The 20484-nt window shown below is 49.8% G+C and carries 24 protein-coding genes and 1 pseudogene; 8 read left to right on the top strand and 17 right to left on the bottom strand.

The genetic code is table 11. The features are described 5' to 3' along the window. Positions 1–2: 2 nt before the first annotated feature. Positions 3–323, bottom strand: a complete 321-nt coding sequence (locus tag Q9I99_RS10060; RefSeq protein WP_301668054.1) for a helix-turn-helix domain-containing protein — start codon at positions 321–323, stop codon at positions 3–5. A gap of 14 nt (positions 324–337) precedes the next feature. Between Q9I99_RS10060 and Q9I99_RS10055 the strand changes: the two genes are divergently transcribed. Beyond that, the gene (locus Q9I99_RS10055) at positions 338–649 is read left to right on the top strand and encodes a hypothetical protein (protein ID WP_301668055.1); all 312 of its coding nucleotides are present in this window, start codon (positions 338–340) and stop codon (positions 647–649) included. On the opposite strand, the gene bfr (Q9I99_RS10050) is transcribed toward Q9I99_RS10055, so the two are convergent. From bfr (Q9I99_RS10050) to Q9I99_RS10030, 5 genes are all read right to left on the bottom strand, one after another. Then, the gene (gene bfr, locus Q9I99_RS10050; RefSeq protein WP_003752420.1) at positions 646–1119 is read right to left on the bottom strand and encodes a bacterioferritin; all 474 of its coding nucleotides are present in this window, start codon (positions 1117–1119) and stop codon (positions 646–648) included. The two genes, Q9I99_RS10055 and bfr (Q9I99_RS10050), sit on opposite strands and share 4 nt — an antisense overlap. Positions 1120–1146: 27 nt before the next feature. Next, positions 1147–1611 (bottom strand): bacterioferritin, encoded by a 465-nt coding sequence (gene bfr, locus Q9I99_RS10045; protein WP_301668056.1) that lies wholly within the window; start codon positions 1609–1611, stop codon positions 1147–1149. Positions 1612–2078: 467 nt separating this feature from the next. After that, on the bottom strand, positions 2079–3062 hold the full coding sequence (gene lipA, locus Q9I99_RS10040) for a lipoyl synthase (RefSeq protein WP_003752416.1): 984 nt from the start codon (positions 3060–3062) through the stop codon (positions 2079–2081). Continuing rightward, the gene (gene lipB, locus Q9I99_RS10035) at positions 3055–3678 is read right to left on the bottom strand and encodes a lipoyl(octanoyl) transferase LipB (RefSeq protein WP_301668057.1); all 624 of its coding nucleotides are present in this window, start codon (positions 3676–3678) and stop codon (positions 3055–3057) included. The genes lipA and lipB overlap by 8 nt, the downstream gene beginning before the upstream one ends. A 1-nt stretch (position 3679) precedes the next feature. Next, entirely contained in the window at positions 3680–3955 is a 276-nt protein-coding gene (locus tag Q9I99_RS10030) for an HP0495 family protein (protein ID WP_003675413.1), read from the bottom strand. A gap of 182 nt (positions 3956–4137) precedes the next feature. Between Q9I99_RS10030 and Q9I99_RS10025 the strand changes: the two genes are divergently transcribed. Further along, entirely contained in the window at positions 4138–5208 is a 1071-nt protein-coding gene (locus Q9I99_RS10025) for an AI-2E family transporter (RefSeq protein ID WP_301668058.1), read from the top strand. A 208-nt stretch (positions 5209–5416) separates the two neighbouring features. Here the strand turns inward: Q9I99_RS10025 and Q9I99_RS10015 are convergent, their stop codons facing one another. Together Q9I99_RS10015 and Q9I99_RS10010 are read right to left on the bottom strand one after the other, a co-directional pair. Then, positions 5417–6364 carry an SPFH domain-containing protein gene (locus Q9I99_RS10015; RefSeq protein WP_002240517.1) on the bottom strand — a complete coding sequence of 316 codons (948 nt, stop codon included), beginning with the start codon at positions 6362–6364 and terminating at the stop codon, positions 5417–5419. 14 nt (positions 6365–6378) lie between these two features. Then, positions 6379–6786, bottom strand: coding sequence for an NfeD family protein (locus Q9I99_RS10010; protein WP_301668059.1), 408 nt, complete (start codon positions 6784–6786; stop codon positions 6379–6381). 80 nt (positions 6787–6866) lie between these two features. Between Q9I99_RS10010 and ung the strand changes: the two genes are divergently transcribed. Continuing rightward, positions 6867–7526 carry a uracil-DNA glycosylase gene (gene ung / locus Q9I99_RS10005; RefSeq protein ID WP_301668060.1) on the top strand — a complete coding sequence of 220 codons (660 nt, stop codon included), beginning with the start codon at positions 6867–6869 and terminating at the stop codon, positions 7524–7526. Between the two features lie 155 nt (positions 7527–7681). On the opposite strand, the gene Q9I99_RS10000 is transcribed toward ung, so the two are convergent. The 3 genes from Q9I99_RS10000 to Q9I99_RS09990 form a co-directional block, all read right to left on the bottom strand. After that, positions 7682–8179, bottom strand: coding sequence for a ferredoxin reductase domain-containing protein (locus Q9I99_RS10000; RefSeq protein WP_301668074.1), 498 nt, complete (start codon positions 8177–8179; stop codon positions 7682–7684). Then, entirely contained in the window at positions 8089–8970 is an 882-nt protein-coding gene (locus Q9I99_RS09995) for a ferric reductase-like transmembrane domain-containing protein (protein ID WP_301668061.1), read from the bottom strand. The genes Q9I99_RS10000 and Q9I99_RS09995 overlap by 91 nt, the downstream gene beginning before the upstream one ends. Before the next feature lie 236 nt (positions 8971–9206). Beyond that, positions 9207–9734 carry an SRPBCC family protein gene (locus tag Q9I99_RS09990; RefSeq protein ID WP_301668062.1) on the bottom strand — a complete coding sequence of 176 codons (528 nt, stop codon included), beginning with the start codon at positions 9732–9734 and terminating at the stop codon, positions 9207–9209. A 139-nt stretch (positions 9735–9873) separates the two neighbouring features. Here Q9I99_RS09990 and Q9I99_RS09985 point away from each other — a divergent pair, with 139 nt between their 5' ends. Both Q9I99_RS09985 and Q9I99_RS09980 read left to right on the top strand, forming a co-directional pair. Continuing rightward, positions 9874–10107: a LysR family transcriptional regulator gene (locus Q9I99_RS09985; RefSeq protein ID WP_301668063.1), complete on the top strand. Its 234-nt coding sequence runs from the start codon at positions 9874–9876 to the stop codon at positions 10105–10107. A gap of 5 nt (positions 10108–10112) precedes the next feature. Then, positions 10113–10787: a LysR substrate-binding domain-containing protein gene (locus tag Q9I99_RS09980; protein ID WP_301668064.1), complete on the top strand. Its 675-nt coding sequence runs from the start codon at positions 10113–10115 to the stop codon at positions 10785–10787. A gap of 524 nt (positions 10788–11311) precedes the next feature. Here Q9I99_RS09980 and Q9I99_RS09975 read toward each other — a convergent pair. From Q9I99_RS09975 to Q9I99_RS09960, 4 genes are all read right to left on the bottom strand, one after another. Next, positions 11312–11827: a hypothetical protein gene (locus Q9I99_RS09975; protein WP_301668065.1), complete on the bottom strand. Its 516-nt coding sequence runs from the start codon at positions 11825–11827 to the stop codon at positions 11312–11314. Positions 11828–11893: 66 nt separating this feature from the next. Further along, positions 11894–12313, bottom strand: coding sequence for a DUF4124 domain-containing protein (locus Q9I99_RS09970; RefSeq protein ID WP_301668066.1), 420 nt, complete (start codon positions 12311–12313; stop codon positions 11894–11896). Continuing rightward, on the bottom strand, positions 12300–14222 hold the full coding sequence (locus tag Q9I99_RS09965; RefSeq protein WP_301668067.1) for an ATP-binding cassette domain-containing protein: 1923 nt from the start codon (positions 14220–14222) through the stop codon (positions 12300–12302). Before Q9I99_RS09965 ends, Q9I99_RS09970 begins: the two co-directional genes overlap by 14 nt. Positions 14223–14298: 76 nt before the next feature. Next, on the bottom strand, positions 14299–14670 hold the full coding sequence (locus Q9I99_RS09960; protein WP_301668068.1) for an Mth938-like domain-containing protein: 372 nt from the start codon (positions 14668–14670) through the stop codon (positions 14299–14301). A gap of 195 nt (positions 14671–14865) precedes the next feature. Between Q9I99_RS09960 and Q9I99_RS09955 the strand changes: the two genes are divergently transcribed. Together Q9I99_RS09955 and Q9I99_RS09950 are read left to right on the top strand one after the other, a co-directional pair. Continuing rightward, positions 14866–16173, top strand: a complete 1308-nt coding sequence (locus Q9I99_RS09955) for a homoserine dehydrogenase (RefSeq protein WP_301668069.1) — start codon at positions 14866–14868, stop codon at positions 16171–16173. Then, positions 16166–16600: a hypothetical protein gene (locus Q9I99_RS09950; RefSeq protein WP_301668070.1), complete on the top strand. Its 435-nt coding sequence runs from the start codon at positions 16166–16168 to the stop codon at positions 16598–16600. Before Q9I99_RS09955 ends, Q9I99_RS09950 begins: the two co-directional genes overlap by 8 nt. A 125-nt stretch (positions 16601–16725) precedes the next feature. On the opposite strand, the gene Q9I99_RS09945 is transcribed toward Q9I99_RS09950, so the two are convergent. After that, on the bottom strand, positions 16726–16995 hold the full coding sequence (locus Q9I99_RS09945; RefSeq protein WP_301668071.1) for an HU family DNA-binding protein: 270 nt from the start codon (positions 16993–16995) through the stop codon (positions 16726–16728). A 182-nt stretch (positions 16996–17177) separates the two neighbouring features. Then, positions 17178–19628 carry an endopeptidase La gene (gene lon, locus Q9I99_RS09940; protein WP_301668072.1) on the bottom strand — a complete coding sequence of 817 codons (2451 nt, stop codon included), beginning with the start codon at positions 19626–19628 and terminating at the stop codon, positions 17178–17180. A gap of 250 nt (positions 19629–19878) precedes the next feature. Between lon and Q9I99_RS09935 the strand changes: the two are divergent. Continuing rightward, positions 19879–20484: pseudogene (locus Q9I99_RS09935) on the top strand (methyltransferase); the annotation flags it as partial.

Here is a 20484-nt window from a genome sequence, read left to right as displayed (position 1 = left end):
GGTCAAATATCGGTTTCAGACGGCATTTGTCGGGTATCGGGGAGACGGGTCATCAGATTCAGCAGTTCTTGCGGCGGCAGCAGCAACTGATACGCCGCCACGCCCAAAGCCGCCGCCATTTTTTCGATATTCGACAGGGCGATGTTCCAGCGTTTGCGCTCGACTGCCGACACATAAGTCCTGTCCAAACCGCATTGCCGCGCCAATTCTTCTTGCGACCAGCCCTTGTTCACGCGGAAAAGCCGCATATTGTATGCCAATACCGCCCGCAAATCCTGTTCGTCAGGCAGTTCGGCAGGCAGAGTTAATTTGTTGCCCATCATTTGTTTCCAGATAAATGGTTAAAGTTAAGCATTTGCTGTTACGGATTTTACTTCACATAAAGACCAAAAAAAGGGGTGGCGGCAGCCACACCCAAACACACACACATCAAGAGGAAAGAGATAAAATCAAGACGGATTGGGAAACAGCAAACAAGCAATCTAGATTTCATGTCGGTATTATCAAACAAAAACCGTTATCGAGTATTGATTCAAATCAATTTCGATTTTATTCGCAATCGGTAAAGAAAAACGGCATATCCGTTTATATGGATATGCCGTCTGATGGTGCAGGGGACTGCTATATTTGGCAGTGGTTTGTGTTTTAGTCCTCTTGCGCCGCTGTTTGCAGGTAGTTCGGCAAACCGATTTTGCCGATCAGTTCCTGCTGGGTTTCGAGCCAGTCAATGTGTTCTTCGTTGGTGTCTTTTTGTTTTTCCAACAAATCACGGCTGACGTAATCCTGTTGCGCTTCTGCTGTAGCGATGGCAGCAAGCAGGGCTTCGTGTTTTTCCTGTTCTTTGGTCAAATCGCAGGCAATGATTTCTTCGGTGGACTCGCCAATCAGAAGCTTGCCCAGTTCTTGCAGGTTCGGCAGACCTTCGAGGAACAGAATGCGCTCGATCAAATCGTCGGCAGCTTTCATTTCAACGATGGACTGTTTGAAGAAATGTTCGCCCAGTTCTTCAAAGCCCCAGTTTTTCAAAATACGGGCGTGAAGGAAATATTGGTTGATGGTTATCAGCAGCAAGCCTAAGTTTTTGTTCAGCTCGCGGATAACCAAACGGTCGCCTTTCATACGGACTCCTTTTATTCCGAATACGGATTACAGTTGGCTTTGGTAGTAGTTGCCTTCGCCAATCAGCTCGATCAGGCGCAGCTGCTGTTCCAGCCAGTGTGCGTGGTCTTCTTCGGTGTCTTTCAGTTGGGCAACCATCAGGTCGCGCGTAACATAGTCTTGAGCCTCTTCGCACAGTTTGATGCCTTTTTTCAACGCATCACGTACTTCATATTCGGTTTGCAGGTCGGCTTTGAGGCAGGAAACCACGTCCGTGCCGATATTCAGTTCGGCGCGTGCCATTTTCGGCGTACCGCCCAGCATCAGGATGCGGCGGATAAAGTCTTCGGCGTGTGTGGTTTCTTCTTCCATCTCGTGATTGAGACGTTCAAAAAGTTTGGTGTAGCCCCATTCGGAGTAGAGGCGGGAGTGGATGAAGTATTGGTCGCATGCTGCCAGCTCACCGGACAGCAATTCGTTCATGTAATCTAAAACTGCTTGATTGCCTTGCATAATATTTCTCTTTTCTTAATTTGGGTTTCGTGTGGTTAAACAGTGGATGTAGCACTGTTCGGGATGCGTGCATTGTATGCAAAAGCTGTCGGCATGACAAATTTTCTATTTAAAATACAAACAATTATCAAAAGAAATAGGGCGTATTCCCCGATGCCTTCCAAATCAGTATGCTGTTTTTTATCGGTTTTTTGTGCTGTTAAAACTAAGAATCCATATCATCCATAAAGAACATTTACACTTGTTAACCATAGCGAAAAGCAAATAGAGCACGGTTTTTTATCAAAAATTATAATGAATCGTTCTCATTAACTGACAGATTCTTTTGAGATTATCGGATTTTGGGAATAAATTATGCCGTCTGAAGGACTTTCAGACGGCATTGACAATTCAAATTGATGTTGTTTACATCAAACGGCGCGGCAGGCGCAGGGAATCGTTTTTTACTTTGGCGCGGTGTTCCGAGTTTAATGATGTCCGCAACCGCCGTGGCTTTCGCGTAAGGCTTCGGCAGCCTGTTCGTCGGCATGGTAACTTGAACGTACCATCGCACCGATGGCGGCATTGGTAAAGCCCAGTTCGTATGCTTCTTTTTCAAAGATTTTGAACTGCTCGGGCGTAACGTAGCGCAAGACGGGCAGGTGGCCGTCTGAAGGCTGGAGGTACTGTCCGATGGTAATCATCTCGATATTGTGCGCCCGCATATCGCGCATAATTTCGCGCACGTCTTCGTCTGTTTCGCCCAAGCCGACCATAATGCCGGATTTGGTCGGGATATGCGGCATCATTTCTTTATAACGTTTTAATAAGTCTAAAGAATGTTGATAATTGGCACCGGGACGGGCTTTTTTGTACAGGCTCGGATGGGTTTCTAGGTTGTGGTTCATCACGTCGGGCGGGGTTTCGGCAAGGATTTTGAGTGCGATGTCCAAGCGGCCTCGGAAGTCGGGGACGAGGATTTCGATTTTGGTGTTCGGACTAGTCTCGCGGATGGCTTTGATGCAGTCGGCGAAGTGTTGGGCGCCGCCGTCGCGCAAGTCGTCGCGGTCAACCGAGGTGATGACGACGTAACGCAGGTTCATGGCTTTGACGGATTCTGCGAGGTTTTTCGGTTCGTCGGGGTCGAGCATATTCGGACGGCCGTGTCCCACATCGCAGAACGGGCAGCGGCGCGTGCAGATGTCGCCCATAATCATGAAGGTCGCCGTGCCTTTGCTGAAGCATTCGCCGATGTTGGGGCAGGAGGCTTCCTCGCAAACGGTGTGCATTTTTTGTTCGCGCAAAATGTCTTTGATTTCAAAGAATTTGCGCGATGGGAGTTTGGCGCGTATCCATTCGGGCTTTTTCAGTTTTTCCTGAAGGGGGACGACTTTGATGGGGATGCGGGCGGTTTTGTCCGCGCCTTTGAGTTTGATGCCGCGTTTGGGGTCGTCGGTTTTGATTTCACTCATTGTTATCTGCTTTCGGTGTGAGTTGTGTTTTAAGATGTGTGGTCAGCTTGGCGGCGACTTCGTCCAGCGTGGGGCAGGGGTGGACGAGGTCGGCAATTTGCGTCATTTCCATACCTGCATAACCGCAGGGGTTGATATGGGTAAACGGCGAGAGGTCCATATTGACGTTGAGCGCAAGGCCGTGATAGACGGAACCTCCTTTGATACGCAGCCCCAGCGAGGCGATTTTGCGTTCTCCGACATAAACGCCGGGGCGTTTCGGATCAGCCGCCGCTTCGATGCCGTATTCCTCCAATGTGGCGATGATGCTGTTTTCAAGCGCGGAAACGATGCTTCTAACACTGGTTTTACGCCGTTTGAAATCAATCATGGTGTATACGACCAATTGCCCGGGTCCGTGATAGGTAATCTGTCCGCCCCGGTCAATCTGGATAACGGGGATGTCGTCCCTAATCAGCAGATGTTCGGGTTTGCCGGCCAGCCCCTGTGTGAACACGGGGGGATGTTCTACCACCCACAATTCATCTTCGGTAGAGGCGGTACGGTTGGCGTTAAAAGTTTTCATTGCCTCAAAAGTCGGCAGATATTCAACCAAACCTTTATATATGATTTTCATCTCAAAGTACCACTTTGACCAGTTTGTGCGAAGTCAGCGCGCGGTAGATATTGTCAAGTTGTTCTTGGTTTTCAACTTTTACTTGTACGGTGGCACCGGTATAGTTGCCTTTGCTGCTCGGCCGCGTGGTGATGTGGTGAGCCTGCGTGTCAGGGGCGTGAAGGCGGACGGTTTCTAAAACCGCTTGCTCGAACTCGGGATGAACCGCCCCCATTACTTTTAATGGGAAGGTGCAGGGAAATTCAATGAGGGATTTTTTGTTTTCTTGTTCGGTCATGATGTGCTGCCTTGTTGTGTACGGTATGCCGTCTGAAAGCGGGTTTGCCTTTCAGACGGCATCAGATATGCGGTATTTTAGCCCAAACCGCGATAACAGGCTATCGGAACGGCACGGGCTTTATCTGCGATATAACCCATTCTGCTATAATAATGATGAAAATGGTTTCCGGACGGGTTGTTATGTATCAGAAAAAAAAGCAGAGTATCAAACCCTGGGTTGGTGCGGGGGTGTTCCTTACGGTCTTGATATGGCTGGCTTTCGCACTTGGCGACACACTGGCTCCCTTTGCGGTTGCGGCAGTGTTGGCGTATGTGTTGGATCCTTTGGTTGAATGGTTGCAGAAAAAAGGTTTCAACCGTGCCGTTGCTTCAATGACTGTAATGGTTTTTGCCTTGCTGCTGCTTGCGGCACTACTTTTGATTATTGTCCCTATGCTGGTCGGACAGTTCAACAGCATGGTATCCCGTTTGCCCCAACTTGCAGGTTTTATGCAAAATACGCTGTTGCCGCTGTTGAAAGAGACTGTGGGCAATTATGTGGAAATCGATCAGGCATCCGTTATCGCATGGCTTCAGGCGCATACGGGTGAGCTGAGCAACACGCTTAAGGCGTGGTTTCCCGTTTTGATGAGGCAGAGCAGTAATATTGTCAGCAGTATCGGCAATCTGATGCTGCTGCCGTTGCTGCTTTACTATTTTCTGCTGGATTGGCAGCGGTGGTCGTGCGGCATCGCCAAACTGGTTCCGAGGCGTTTTGCCGGTGCTTATACGCGCATTACGGGTAATTTGAACGAGGTATTGGGCGAATTCTTACGCGGTCAGCTTCTGGTGATGCTGATTATGGGTTTGGTTTACGGCTTGGGGCTGGTGCTGGTCGGGCTGGATTCGGGGTTTGCCATCGGTATGCTTGCCGGTATTTTGGTGTTTGTCCCTTATCTTGGGGCATTTACGGGATTGCTGCTTGCCACCGTTGCCGCCTTGCTCCAATTTGCTTCGTGGAACGGCATCTTGGCTGTCTGGGCGGTTTTTGCCGTAGGACAGTTTCTCGAAAGTTTTTTCATTACGCCGAAAATCGTGGGAGACCGTATCGGGCTGTCGCCGTTTTGGGTTATCTTTTCCCTGATGGCGTTCGGACAACTGATGGGCTTTGTCGGAATGTTGGCGGGATTGCCTTTGGCTGCCGTAACCTTGGTCTTGCTGCGCGAGGGTGTGCAGAAATATTTTGCCGGCAGTTTTTACCGGGGCAGGTAGGTAGTTCCGAAACATATAGTGGATTAACAAAAATCAGGATAAGGCGACGAAGCCGCAGACAGTACAGATAGTACGGTAAGGCGAGGCAACGCCGTACTGGTTTTTGTTAATCCACTATATTTGAAGCGGGATACAACCCTGCCCGGGTTTAAATAAAAATGCCGTCTGAACCCCGAAAACGGGACTTTAGACGGCATTTCATCACGGCTTATTTGGCGGTTTTGCTGCTGTCGATAATTTTCATACCGGCAGAAATCAGGCTGCCGATGTCGGCAACATTGGCGGGCATAATCAGCGTATTGCTTTCTTTGGCAAGATTGTTGAACGCAGCGACGTATTGTTCCGCAATCTTCAGATTGACCGCATCCGCACCGCCTTGGGTTTGAAGGGCGGCGGCAATTTGACGGATGGCTTCGGCATTGGCTTCGGCAACAAGGCGCAAGGATTCCGCTTCACCTTTGGCGCGGTTGATGCGGGCGATTTTCTCGGCATTTGACGCATTGACCGCAGCCTGAGCCTCGCCTTCGGATTGTTGGATTTCGGCTTCGCGCTGACCACTGGCAAGGTTGATTTGTTCGATTTTACGACCTTCGGATTCGGCGATACGGGCGCGTTTTTCGCGTTCGGCAGTAATTTGCGCCTGCATTGAGCGAAGGATTTCTTGCGGCGGAACCAAGTCTTTAATCTCATAACGCAAAACCTTCACGCCCCAAGCTCCGGCGGCTTCATCGAGGGCGGAGACGACGGTGCTGTTGATTTCGTCGCGTTCTTCAAACGTTTTGTCCAACTCCATACGCCCGATAACGGAACGCAGCGTCGTTTGGGCAAGCTGGGTAATCGCCATAATGTAGTTGCTCGAACCGTATGAGGCGAGTTTGGGGTCGGTTACTTGGAAATAGATGATGCCGTCAACAGTCAGCTGCGTATTGTCGCGCGTGATGCAGACCTGGCTGGGTACGTCTAAAGGGATTTCTTTCAGCGAATGGCGGTAGGCAACGCGGTCGATAAAGGGAATCAAAATATTCAAACCGGCCGTCAGGGCGCGATGGAAACGCCCGAGCCTTTCGACAACGTGGACTTCCTGCTGTGGGATGACGACAAAGGATTTGAAGCCGAAAACGGCGACGGCTGCCAACAAGATAATGAAAAATTCCATAATTCCTCCAAGTGTTAAGGTTTTGCGATGATAAGAAGGTTGCCTTCCTTGCGGACGATTAGGGCGCGAGTTCCTGGTTCAAGCTCTTCTTGCCCCGTATTTTGCGCCTGCCAGTGCGTACCGCGATAAAAAACTTCGTAACGGTTGCCGCCTGTGTGTCGGAGGATTTCGACATATTGTCCGGCATCCAAATCCTGATATGAATCTGTTTCAACTTTTCCCCCGGCGGTTTTGGCGTGTACGAACCAAATGCCCAGCGCGGAAAGCAGTGCGGCGGTAAAGACGGCGGCAGGCGTGCTGCCTGTCAGCCCGTAGGCAATGCCCGAACCCGCCAAAGCTGCACTGACAACCAGAAGATAAACCGTTCCCGTCAATAATTCGATGATTAAGACGGCAACAGCAGCAACAAACCATACAGTCATACATTTCCCCACAAAGCGCGTCGTTTGACAAAATCACGCGATATCAGCAGTATAGCCGAATTTGAAAGGATAGGGCAGATATGGATACTTGGCACGATGCACTGGGCAACGAAAAACGGCAACCGTATTTTCAGGAAATTTTAAATGCAGTCAGGCAGGAACGTTTGTCGGGACAAATCATCTATCCGCCGTCGGCAGATGTGTTCAACGCATTCCGGCTGACAGCGTTCGACCGGGTCAAAGTCGTCATTCTCGGACAAGATCCGTATCACGGGGCAGGGCAGGCGCACGGTTTGGCATTTTCCGTCAGGCAGGGCGTCCGCATACCCCCGTCTTTACTCAATATCTACAAAGAATTGGAAACCGACATCGAAGGCTTCTCCATTCCCGCGCACGGCTGTCTGACAGCGTGGGCGGAGCAGGGCGTATTACTTCTGAACACGGTTTTGACGGTGCGTGCAGGACAGGCGCATTCGCACGGACTTTTAGGCTGGGAACGCTTTACCGATACCGTCATCAGGCAGCTTGCGACACACCGCAAGCACCTTGTCTTTATGCTGTGGGGCGGGTATGCACAACAAAAAAGGAGGCTGATAGACAGTCAAAATCATTTGATATTGACCGCGCCGCATCCGTCCCCTTTGTCGGCATATCGCGGTTTTTTCGGCTGCCGCCATTTTTCACAGGCAAACAGCTATTTGAGCCGGCACGGTATCGATCCGATAAACTGGAAGCTGTGAATGCCGTCTGAATGCTAAGTTGCTTAAACCCCGCTTAAGGCTGCTTTTGAAACCGGAAACAAAGTGATGAAGGAAAACCGGCCCATAATGCGAAACCGTCTGAATCCCAGGGTTCAGACGGCATTCGAGCGTCAAAGTTTGCGTATCGGGTTCATTTAGCGGAATTCGAACAGCTCTTGATGCAATGAGCGTGTCTTAAGGTTTCCTGCAATACCGCTTGTAAAGCTTCGACTGCTGCAAAGCCATAGGCTGCGGGCTTCACTATTCCGAACGCTTTGTGCAATATGATTGGCGGACAATCTTTGGGTTTCGGAAGGAATATAGTGGAACGCAACATTTGCTTGTTCAGCCAACGCTTTCCATTGACCGATTAGTTCCGTAGATAAATTTCTATCGGCATGAAACCAGTCAATCGGTTGATTGGAAGGTTGTTTGGCTAATTCTTTGAGTCTTGCAAGGAAAGGCGTAAAACCAATACCGTTGCTCACCCAAATCTGTGCATTTTTATCTGAAAAATTGAAGCGGCCGTATGCACCGTCAATTTGAACGGTATCACCGATGTTCAAGCGTTGGGGCAGGCGATGGGTGTAGTCTCCCAAGTCTTTGATGATAAGATTGATTTGTTGGTTTTCAGGATTCCAGTCAGAGGCGATGGTAAACGGATGGCTTTCTCCGTGTGCGCGCAAAAGAGGAATTGGCCGGCACGGTGTCCCTGCCATTTCGGTGCATTCAGGGTAAGTGAAAGCAGGGAGCCGTTTTGGTTTATGGCGGCTACTGTCGCGGTTTGCGGTTTGCCAATGCATTTAAAGAGAGCGAGGAGCGAACAAATACTGCCGAAGAATAGGGCGGCAGCCAGCAACCAACCGAGCGGTTGAGACCAGTAAGCAAAGTTTGCCAATACAATGGCGTGCCAAACGAACGCAAGATAGACAGGGACAATTAAGATGTGAAGTCTGGCAAACCAGCGGTAGGGAATCAGCTTTATCAGCGCGATAAGCAATAGGACGCCGACGGCGTAAAAAGCAACCTCACCCACTTCTTCAGCAAAATGGCGTTGAGTAAGCAGCCAATCTTTTAACGTTAAGAGATCTGGCAGCAGTGGGCGTTGCGGACGTTTTCCCTCAATAACACCAAGTGTGATAAGCCATTTAGGAAATTGTGTGCTGGTCCAATGCAGGATGCTGCCTGAAAGGGCAATGATGCCCAACCATTTGTGCAGACGATACATTTTATCCAATCCGCCAAATAGCCCTTCCAACATTTTTGGACGTGCTGCAAGAGTCATACAGGCACTCATAGCCAGTATGCTGATGCTGCCAGTGAACTGTAATAATAGGTTGCGTATGGGAAATACGCCCCACTTGTCTGGAAACGGTGTGGCAAACAGCCATAAAGCAGATATGCCGGCTAAAAAGGCAAATAAGGTAAATTTAATATTTTTCATGGTAGTGTTCTTTGTGAAATGAAAATATAAAACAGCCGGGGCTTGTTTTAACAGGATTGAGTATATCTTGGAAAAATTAGGCGAAAATTATCGATGTAGCTTGGGCAAAGCGTTTGAAATGTTCGCTTTGGTTGTGTGCCTGCCAAGACAAGCCATTGCGAAAAGTTGTTTCAATTTCATTCTAGTCTCCTTAGAAAAGCGGGATTTTACTTTTGACGTAAAATCCCACTGCACTTTTAATAAGCCGCTTTATTTTTCGCTGCTTTTGTTAAACCGTCCAACCATGCTTGATGGCCGTTTACCATTGGATTTGGCACAGTTTCTGCCAAGCCTTTGGCGAGTTTGCCGATTTGGCTTTCTTCGGTTAAGACACGCACGCGGTTGTTCGGCAGGTTTTCTAAAATCCAAGCGTGATACACATCGCTGAAATCTTCGCCTTCGCCAAACGTGCCGGACCATGCAAGGCGGACAAGATTGCCATCTTCGCTGATATCGAATTCTTCTACTTTGCAGGTAACGTAAAAGCCGAAAGTATCAAACACAAAATCGGCATCCGCTGAAAGCTTAGTGGTTGAACCGTCGCCCACCACGATATTTTCCGCATTGTGATAATAAGTGCCCCATGCTTTGGTATCCGCTAAATAAGGCAGCACATCCGCCACGCTTAAGCCTTTTATAATCACTTCATTAGAAACGTAGTTGTCGGTTTCGCCCGGAATATATTTTTCTGGCCAAATGATTGCTGGTTGTGAATAAGTTTTCATAGTAAAGTCCTCTTTGTTAATGGTTAGTCGCGTTTTGCTATGGGAGGCATTATAGGGTCGGGCTAGATATAAGTGAAATTGCTATTATAAATAGTTAATATCAGATAAAATGATATTAGAAGAATAAAGCGAGCTAAAAATGAAATCCTTACAAACTCTTGATTTGAACTTATTGAAAGCCTTTTCGGTATTGATGGACGAGCGTAACGTAAGCAAAGCCGCCGAGCGTTTGGCGATTACGCAACCGGCAATGAGCGGCGTGCTGACAAGATTGCGCGACAATTTTGATGATCCGCTGTTTGTACGAGTGCAACGGGGCGTAGTGCCGACCAATCGGGCTTTAGAACTTGCCCCGCAAGTGAAAAGGTGCTGAACGAGGTGGAGCAGTTATTACATCCGCCGCAGTTTGATCCGACAACGGCAGAATTAACCGTACGCATCGCCTGCACCGATTATGCAATGCGCGCCGTGATTGTGCCGTTTCTGCATTTGCTGAAAATCCAAGCGCCGAAAATCAAAGTAGCGGTGCTGGCGATTAACGAAAGCCTCGTACAAAATCAACTGGAACAGCGACAAATCGACTTTGCGTTAGTCACACCGGACTTCCAAGCACCTGATATTCATGCAAAAAATTTGTATGATGAACGCTATATCTGTGCCGTTCGCCACGATCATCCAATAGCCCAGCGATCAGAACTTACCCTTGAGCAGTTTTGCCAGTTAGAACAAGCCTTGATTTCTTATCATGGCGGCAGCTTCAGCGGTGTTACCGACCAAGCCCTGCAAGCGATGGGACTACAAAGAAATGTCAGCCTGTCGGTACAAAACTTTATTATTTTGCCTGAATTATTGGCGCAAAGCGATTTACTGGCAGTCGTGCCTGAGCGTTTGATTGCCAATTTGCCCAATCTCAAACGCTTTGAACCGCCTCTTAAAATTCAAGGCTTCACCAAAACATTGATTTGGCACGAACGGACACATAAAGATCCTGCGTATTGTTGGGTCAGAGAGCTGATTGAAAAGGCTTGTTTGGCAGCCGCCAACTGTTGCTGACTAGGCTCAAGTGCCGCCACACATCCCACCAAGCCGGCAGCGATAACGACAGCAAGAATCAGATTCTTCATTTTTCATCCTTTTGTGTAGTAATAGGGGGAGGATTAAATTATGCCGCAGCGTTTAAACTCATCATAGAGTTTTATTTGTGCGGTCTCTTCTAGTCTGGCGATGACTTGACTGACTTTTTTTTGTTGCCGCCATTGAGAAATTTCCCTAATATAAGTGGCTGAGTTCTGAATGGGTTTGAATAGATTTGTAAAAATATCTATTCAGTCTATTATAAATTTAACATAATATACATTATGCGAACTATCGGAAACAGCTATATGTGTTTTGAAAGTTGACCTTCAATATGATATACAGGCAGCAGACACATAAATATGCCGCCCATACTTTTTTAATCCAAAACATTATATTAACGGGTGCAAACAGTAAATCGCCCGACTTATCCCAAAAATTCTCTTACTTTTTCATCATTTCTTCTGTCAAATCCTTGGAACGGTCGATTTGAAAACACGGCTTTACATACGCCCCAATTCCCTTTGCAGGGCTTGGATATTTTGCTGTCTGTCCAAAACATTGCTTTGCAATGCGTTGATTTCTTGATGGTTGATGTTGCCGCCTTTTGCCAAACGTGCTTGTGATAACATTTTTTGGGCCTCAACCAATGCTTTGCGTTCGTTGCTCAATTCTGTTTCTAGAATGGAACGTCTGCTGTTGTTTACAGGTGCTTGTTGAGGCGGCGGTGTATTGGATTTTGCCGGCTTGGATACTGTTTTGACCGGGGCTTTATATTTGACAGCCTGTCCGCCGTTTGACGGTGATGGTGCCGGTTCGGGAGTTTGGGGTGGGATATAGCGTTCGCTGCTGTAGTTGCCGATTGGGGGCAAATCGGTTGAGTGGCAGCTTTTAGACGGCTTGGTGGTGTAAACGGTTTCTCCGTTGATTGTGCAGGTATAGATTTTGGCCGCATTCGCACCCAATGGGCTTGAAATCAGGGAAAGGTTGATTAGGATTAAGGGGAGTTTTGATTTCATAATGTGTTTGATACTCGGATAATAATTTGATTTTTGGGGGATTTTTTGTAAGGTTTTCTTGGCGTTTTATGGACTTTTCTTTTCGGTTGTTTGTTTTTGATTTTCCTTCGGGGCTTTGGCAGCCTGTCTGTTCTTTTTCCCGGCAGGTTTTTTGTTTTTCTTTTTGTTTCCTGTGTGTATTTTGGCTTCTTGACTAAGTTTTTTAATTTTCAGACGATATTCGCCTCCCTGGTGGCTGCTGATTTTAGGTAAATCCGCATCGGTACACGATCCTGACGGGTCTGATGTATATACGCTTTTGCCATTTGAGTTGCAATGGTATATGGAGGCTTGCGCCGCCGCGCCGGAAAGGGACAGGAGAACCAAGGCGGCAAAAAGTCTGATGTTCATACCGGTAAAGTAAAAAGGCGGTGGTAACGTCCGAATTATACCGTTATTGGCAGGCAAAGATAAGCACCCTGCCCGCGCTTCTTTATCGCTCGGCAAACTGTTTCTCGATTTCAGTTTCAATCCGTTCCAATTCTTCTTGGCAAGTCAGCCAAGTTTCTTCAATTTGGGCAAGCTGTGTTTTGACTTTTGCCAGATTGGATAAAGTGTCCTGCAATTTTTCTTTGTTTTCCTCAAAGTAAGCTTCTTCTTGTGCTAAAAATGCCTCACATGCCGTCTGAATTTCGGAAAGCTGCGCCATTTCTTTTTCGGCTTTGTCGATTTTCTGCTGTATCGGCTTACTGCGTCGGGCTTTTTCTTGACGGATTTGCGCTTCGATGCGCTTGGTGTCTTTGCGATTTTGGCTTTGTGCGGAAGCAGCAGGTGCGGCTGTGGCGTTTTCCTGTGCCAAACGCCATTGCCGGTAGTCATTCAAATCGCCGTCGAAGTTCTTCAGACGGCCTTTGTCGATCAGGAGGAAGCTGTCGGTCGTGGCTTCAAGCAGGCTGCGGTCGTGGGATACGACGATTAAGGCACCTTGGAAACTTTGCAACGCGAGCGTTAAGGCGTGGCGCATATCCAAGTCTAAATGGTTGGTCGGCTCGTCAAGCAGCAGCAGGTTTGGCTTTTGCCAGATAATCATGGCAAGGGCGAGGCGTGCTTTTTCCCCGCCGGAAAAGGGTTTGGTTTTCTGCAACGCCATATCGCCTGCAAAGTTGAAGCCGCCGAGGAAATTTCGGATTTCTTGTTCACGTACTTCGGGAGAAAGCTGCTGAATATGCCAAACAGGGTTTTGGTCGGCGCGGATTGTGTCGAGCTGGTGCTGGGCAAAATAGCCGATATTGAGTTTTTCAGAACGGACGATGCTGCCGGAGAGCAAATCGATTTTGCCTGCCAAGGCTTTAATAAACGTAGATTTACCGCTGCCGTTGACACCCAATAACCCGTAACGTGTGCCGCTTTCTAACGATAGGGTGATGTCGTGCAAAACGGTTTTGCCTTCGTAACCCAAATCGGCGTGTTCCAGCTTCAGCAAAGGATTGGGCAGATGATCGGGATTGTAAAACTCAAAGGAAAACCCGCTGTCCAGATGCGCGGGCGCGACGCGTTCGAGTTTTGCCAATGCCTTCATACGGCTTTGCGCCTGCACGGCTTTGGTGGCTTTGGCTTTGAAGCGGTCGATAAAGGATTGCAAATGTTTGATTTGCGCCTGCTGTTTGACATAGGCGGCTTGTTGCTGCGCCAAACGTTGCGCGCGTTCGTTTTGGTAAAAATCGTAATTGCCGCCGTATTGCGTGAGTTTTTGCTGGGACAATTCGATAGTTTGAGTGGTGGCCGCATTGAGGAAATCGCGGTCGTGGGAAATGATGATTTGCGTGCAAGGTAAAGAGGCAAGGTGGTTTTCCAGCCACAAGACGGTTTCCAAATCCAAGTGGTTGGTCGGTTCGTCAAGCAGCAACAAATCGGCACGGCAAATCAGGGCTTGGGCGAGATTGAGGCGCATACGCCAGCCGCCGGAAAAGAATTTGACGGGACGGCTGTGTTCTTCTTGCGAAAAACCCAGTCCGTCCAACAATTTCGCCGCACGGGCCGGCGTGGTATAAGCGTCGATTTCTTCCAATTTGGCATGGTATTCCGCCTGCTTCATACCGTCGTTTTCCGCCTCCGCCCGCGCCAATGCCGTCTGAAGGGTCTGTAACTCGGCATCGCCCTGCAAAACGTAATCCAAAGCGGAAATGTCCAAATCGGGCGTTTCTTGGGAAACGGAGGCAATCCGCCAGTTTTTCGGAATCGAGACATCGCCGCCGTCTTGAGTGATTTCGCCCTTGATTAAGGCAAACAGGCTGGATTTGCCCGTCCCGTTTTTGCCGATCAAACCGACGCGCTGACCGGGATTGACAGTGGCTGAAGCCTTGTCGAGCAGGACTTTCAAACCGCGTTGCAGGGTGAGGTTTTTAATTTCAATCATAACGGAAACATCGTCGGGCGGAAAAAGCCCGTATTTTACCTGAAAGAAAGTGCTGATGCCGTCTGAAGCGGGAAATTTACGGCTGAAGCCAAGCCCAGACCCTGCGCCCTTCCGAGTGCAGGAAAACCAATGTCCTGAATGCCGAATCGGTATTCATGCATTCCACGCCGATTCCGATTCGGGAAAAATCCGCGATGATTTTGGGATGGATAAACTCCTGCGCCGCGCCCGTCCCGATAATCAATATTTCCGGATAATCATCCGCTTTGACATCAGACAACAGATTATCCGGAGTCAGTTCTGACAATGACTGCCATTTCGAGGGCATTGCCGAACCTTGCCGCAACAGCACAGGCCGGTCGAAATATTGCCCCGCCAACCGGATTCCGCCCGCGCCGCATTCATATTCCGCAAACTGTCCGTCTATCGGATTTTCTTCAAACAACATTTTTTACTCCGTTGCCGCTTTATCTGTATCAGGAGGGGTGCAAAATCAGACAAATTCATGTAGGATTGGCAGATTTCATCTGATTCGCCTGCTGATTTCAGACGGCATTTGATTCAAAGTGCGGCACAATTATATCGGCAGCAGATATTTTCGTCTTTCAATATTTACATTTCAGTCGGCTTACAAGGAGACACAATGAAGCCAGTAAACATCGGTCTTTTAGGTTTAGGTACGGTCGGCGGCGGTACGGCTGCCGTGTTGCGGGACAACGCGGAGGAAATTTCCCGCCGCTTGGGGCGCGAAATCCGTATTTCTGCCGTGTGCGATTTGAGCGAAGAAAAAGCCCGTCAAACCTGCCCGTCCGCCGCCTTCGTCAAAGCCCCGTTCGATCTGGTCGCGCGTGAAGATGTCGATGTCGTCGTCGAACTGTTCGGCGGCACGGGCATCGCCAAAGAAGCGGTGTTGAAAGCCATTGAAAACGGCAAACACATCGTTACCGCCAACAAAAAACTGCTTGCCGAATACGGCAACGAAATCTTCCCGCTGGCGGAAAAACAAAACGTCATCGTCCAATTTGAAGCGGCAGTCGCCGGTGGCATTCCGATTATCAAAGCCCTGCGCGAAGGTTTGGCGGCAAACAGAATCAAATCCATCGCCGGCATCATCAACGGCACCAGCAACTTCATCCTCTCCGAAATGCGCGAAAAAGGCAGTGCGTTTGCCGACGTATTAAAAGAAGCACAGGCGTTGGGCTACGCCGAAGCCGACCCGACCTTCGACATCGAAGGCAACGACGCAGGCCATAAAATCACCATCATGAGCGCGCTGGCATTCGGCACGCCGATGAACTTCTCCGCCTGCTACCTCGAAGGCATCAGCAAACTCGACAGCCGCGACATCAAATACGCCGAAGAACTCGGCTACCGCATCAAACTTCTGGGCATCACCCGCAAAACCGGCAAAGGCATCGAATTGCGCGTCCATCCGACCCTAATTCCCGAAAGCCGCCTCTTGGCAAACGTCAACGGCGTGATGAACGCCGTGCGCATCAACGCCGATATGGTCGGCGAAACCTTATATTACGGCGCAGGTGCCGGTGCATTGCCGACCGCTTCCGCCGTGGTTGCCGACATCATCGACATCGCCCGCCTGATCGAGGCCGATACAGGCCACCGCGTACCGCATCTGGCGTTCCAACCCGCCCAAGTCCAAACGCAAACCATCCTGCCTATGGACGAAATCACCAGCAGCTACTACCTGCGCGTCCAAGCCAAAGACGAGCCGGGTACGCTGGGGCAAATCGCCGCGCTTTTGGCACAAGAAAATGTCTCCATCGAAGCACTGATTCAAAAAGGCGTGATTGATCAAACCACTGCCGAAATCGTGATTCTGACCCACAGCACGGTCGAAAAACACATCAAGTCGGCAATCGCAGCCATCGAAGCACTGGATTGCGTGGAAAAACCGATTACCATGATCCGCATGGAAAGCCTGCATGACTGAGCCGAAACACGAAATGCCGACGGAAGAGCAGGTTGCCGCGCGTAAAAAAGCAAAAGCCAAAATCCGCACCATCCGCATTTGGGCGTGGGTCATTTTGGCGTTGCTCGTTTCAACCGCCCTGCTCTCCCAATGCGCGATGTCCAAACCGCAGGCGAAGCAGAGAATTGTCGAGTCCTGTGTGAAAAACATACCGTTTGCCGAAAAATGGCAGAACGATTTGAAAGCGCGCGGCTTGGATGCGGACAATACCCGCCTCGCCACCGATTACTGCAAATGTATGTGGGAACAGCCTTTGGACAGATTGAGCGAGAAACAGATTAGTTCCTTCGGCAAACTCGGCGCACAAGAACAGCTTGACCTGCTTGGCGGTGCAAACGCGTTTGAAGCGCGCGACAGACAGTGCGTTGCTGATTTGAAAGCTGATTGAACCGCCGAACCGGAATGCCGTCTGAACACGGGAAAAGCGTTTCAGACGGCATTTTTCCATCCGGATTTGACGGGGCAAACAAAAAGCCGATTCTTCAAGGAATCGGCTTTTTACTGAAAAACAGTTTACAGTGCGTCTTTCAATGCTTTACCTGCACGGAATTTAGGCGTTTTGGCGGCGGCAATGGTCAGAGGCTCGCCGGTTTTGGGGTTGCGGCCTTGGCGTTCTGCACGTTCGCCGACGTAGAAAGTACCGAAACCGACCAAAGTAACGGTGTCGCCTTGTTTCAGGGCGTTGGTTACTGCATTGGTAGTGGCATCCAAAGCTTTTTGTGCGGCGGCTTTGGAAATGCCGGCTTCTTGAGCAATCGTTTCAATCAATTCAGACTTGTTCACAATCAGTCCCTTCCTATCTTAAAAAATGATGAAATGCCCGAATACTCGGGGGTTTGTACTGCTTGAGCAACTTTCGCTTTATAGCAATTCTGAAATTGCCGTGTCAAGCAAAAAATACGGAATCGCCCTATTTTACAGGCTTTCAGGACGAAACCGCATTTTTACAACACATTTCCTGCGTTTCAATGTTTGATTGCCCTGCTGCGGGGTTTCGGTTTTGAAGCGGGTTCTGCCGCCGCTTCCACGGCAGAAGGTTCTGCCCAAGGCTCAGGCCGGCTTTCCAAACCCAGAGCCAATACCTCGTCTATCCATTTGACCGGATGGATGGTCAGGCCGATTTTCACGTTTTCAGGGATTTCCTCCAAGTCTTTGACGTTGTCTTTCGGAATCAGGACGTGTTTGATGCCGCCGCGAAGCGCAGCCAACAGTTTTTCCTTCAGACCGCCGATGGGCAAAACTTCGCCGCGCAGGGTAATTTCGCCCGTCATGGCAACATCGGCACGTACCGGGATTTTAGTGAATGCGGACACCATCGCCAAAGTCATGGCAATGCCCGCACTCGGACCGTCTTTCGGTGTCGCACCTTCGGGAACGTGAACATGGATGTCTTTTTTCTCGTAAAAGTCAGGAGCCAAACCCACTGATTCTGCACGGGAACGGACAACAGACCATGCTGCGGACACGGATTCTTTCATCACATCACCCAACTGGCCGGTACACTGGATCACGCCCTTGCCCGGCAAGGCTGCGGCTTCGACGGTCAGCAGTTCGCCGCCGACTTCCGTCCACGCCAAACCGGTTACCTGCCCGACGCGGTTTTCGCTTTCGGCAACGCCGTAATCGAAGCGGCGCACACCCAAATAGTCGTGCAGATTTTTCTCGTTTACTTTAACCGCCCTAGGCTTGGCTTTTCCGGTTTTTTTGGTTTTTGAGTCTTCGTCCAAGGTAATCTGCATCACCACCTTGCGGCAGATTTTGGCAATCTCGCGGTCGAGCGAACGCACGCCCGCCTCGCGGGTGTAATAACGGATAATATCGCGCACCACGCTTTCTTCGATTGCCAATTCACCTTCTTTCACGCCGTTGTGCTTCATTTGCTTCGGCACGAGGTACTGCATCGCGATATTGATTTTTTCGTCTTCGGTATAGCCCGAAAGACGGATGATTTCCATACGGTCGAGCAGCGGGGTCGGGATATTCAGGCTGTTTGAAGTCGCAATAAACATCACATTGCTCAAATCGTAATCTACTTCGGCATAATGATCGGCGAACTTGTTGTTTTGTTCGGGATCGAGTACTTCAAGCAACGCACTGGCGGGATCGCCCCGGAAGTCGCTGCCTAATTTGTCGATTTCGTCGAGCAGGAACAACGGGTTTTTTACGCCGGCTTTTGCCATATTCTGCAAAATCTTACCGGGCATAGAGCCGATATAGGTGCGGCGGTGTCCTCGGATTTCGCTTTCGTCGCGCACGCCGCCCAAGGCCATACGGACATATTTTCGCCCCGTCGCTTTGGCGATGGATTCGCCCAAAGAGGTCTTGCCCACGCCCGGAGGGCCGACCAAGCACAGAATCGGACCTTTGAGTTTGTCCATGCGTTTTTGGACGGCGAGGTATTCCAAAATCCGTTCTTTGACTTTTTCCAGGCCGTAGTGGTCAGCATCCAGCACCAGTCCGGCTTTGGCGATGTCTTTGCTGACGCGGGATTTTTTCTTCCACGGCAGTTCGAGCAGGGTGTCGATGTAGTTGCGTACGACGGTGGATTCGGCAGACATCGGCGGCATCATTTTGAGTTTTTTCAGTTCGGACAGGCATTTTTCTTCCGCTTCTTTGGTCATACCCGCCTTTTTGATGCCTGCTTCCAAGGCATCCAGTTCGCCGTTTTCGTCTTCTTCGCCCAATTCTTTGTGTATCGCTTTAATCTGTTCGTTCAGATAATATTCGCGTTGGGATTTTTCCATTTGGCGTTTGACGCGTCCGCGTATGCGTTTTTCGGCCTGCATGATGTCGAGTTCGGATTCCAGCTGTGCCAGCAGGAATTCCATCCGTTTGCCGATTTCGGGAATTTCCAAAATCTGTTGGCGTTGCGCCAGTTTCAACTGCAAATGCGCCGCGACCGTATCGGTTAACCGGCTGTTGTCGGCAATGCCGTTGATGCTGCCGATGATTTCGGCAGGGATTTTTTTATTGAGTTTGGCGTATTGTTCAAACTGCGCCAAAAGGGTGCGGCGCACAGCTTCGAGGTCGGTATTGCCGCCCGTGTCTTCTTCCACGACCGCCTCTATATGGGAAACGAAAAGCCCGCCGGTGTCTTCGATGGTGAGGACGCGTCCGCGATACAGACCTTCGACCAATACTTTTACCGTGCCGTCGGGCAGTTTCAACACTTGCAGGACTTGTGCGACCGTACCGGTTTGATACAGGTCTGCGGCGGAGGGGTTTTCCACTGCGGCATCGGTTTGCGCCAACAGGAAAACCGGTTCCTCGCGGGTAATGGCGTTTTCCAGTGCGGCGATGGACTTTTCCCTGCCGACGAACAGCGGCAGAACCATATGCGGGTAAACGACGACATCCCGCAAAGGAAGGGTTGCCAAGGCGGCATATTCCTCAAAATGCTTTTCTTTTTGTGTCATAGGTACTCTCTTGTGTCTGACAGAATACGGATTGCCGCGTAAATTGGGGTTGAAAGCATTATTTCAAGCATACGCGGTTTATTTATGGAGTTTGATGCGATGTCGTCTGAAACATTACGGCTTCAGACGGCATGGGCTTGGAAAGACAAGGCGGGAACAAAAAACAGTTCTGTGTTGCCGCTCCTTGCTGTACCATCCGTATGGTTTACGGTTCTGCCGCCCTATTTTCAAAACATGACGCAGGTATCCCATGTCTTCTTTTATTTTTCCCGATAACGGGTTCGAATGGCGCAACGAAAGTCTACAAAAGCCGCCCAAAGGTTGGCATTATGTCCGCGAAAGCGGTGCAGACGGCATTTTGAAGACTGCCTATCAAAATATTGCAACTGTCTGGCAGGGCGATTTCCACAATGCCAAACAGGTGCTTTCGGCAATGAAGAAGAAGGTCCGCAAACCTGCCGCCGTCCGTTCCGATGCGGACATCGCCGCCCTTTTCCACGCCCACCGTATGAAGCAGGCGCAACAGAGCCGTATTCTGAATATGCTTGCCGTTGAAATACGCCCCGGTTTTGTGTTGGACAACAAACGCGCGCCCGATATACGCGCCGCTTTGCTCGACGTGTACGGAGAGGCGGACGGCAAACCGTTTTTCCTGCCGCTCAATCTGCTGCTGGGGTTTATGGGTGCGCACGAGTGGCATAAGAAAGGGGTTGCCGTTCCGCAGCTCGGTGGCAGCATACACGTTCCTTTCGGCGTATTTTCGCCGTTGCGCGGCGAGTATCTCAACCTGCTTGCCCATGCGCCGTCAACGGGTTTTCAGACGGCATTCGATATCGGGACGGGCTCCGGCGTGCTT

The sequence above is a fragment of the Neisseria basseii genome (assembly GCF_962707005.1).
In the GTDB taxonomy this organism is placed as follows: domain Bacteria; phylum Pseudomonadota; class Gammaproteobacteria; order Burkholderiales; family Neisseriaceae; genus Neisseria; species Neisseria bergeri.
The sequence above is the reverse complement of the archived record's forward strand: the minus strand, read 5'-3'. Positions and strand labels throughout refer to the sequence as shown.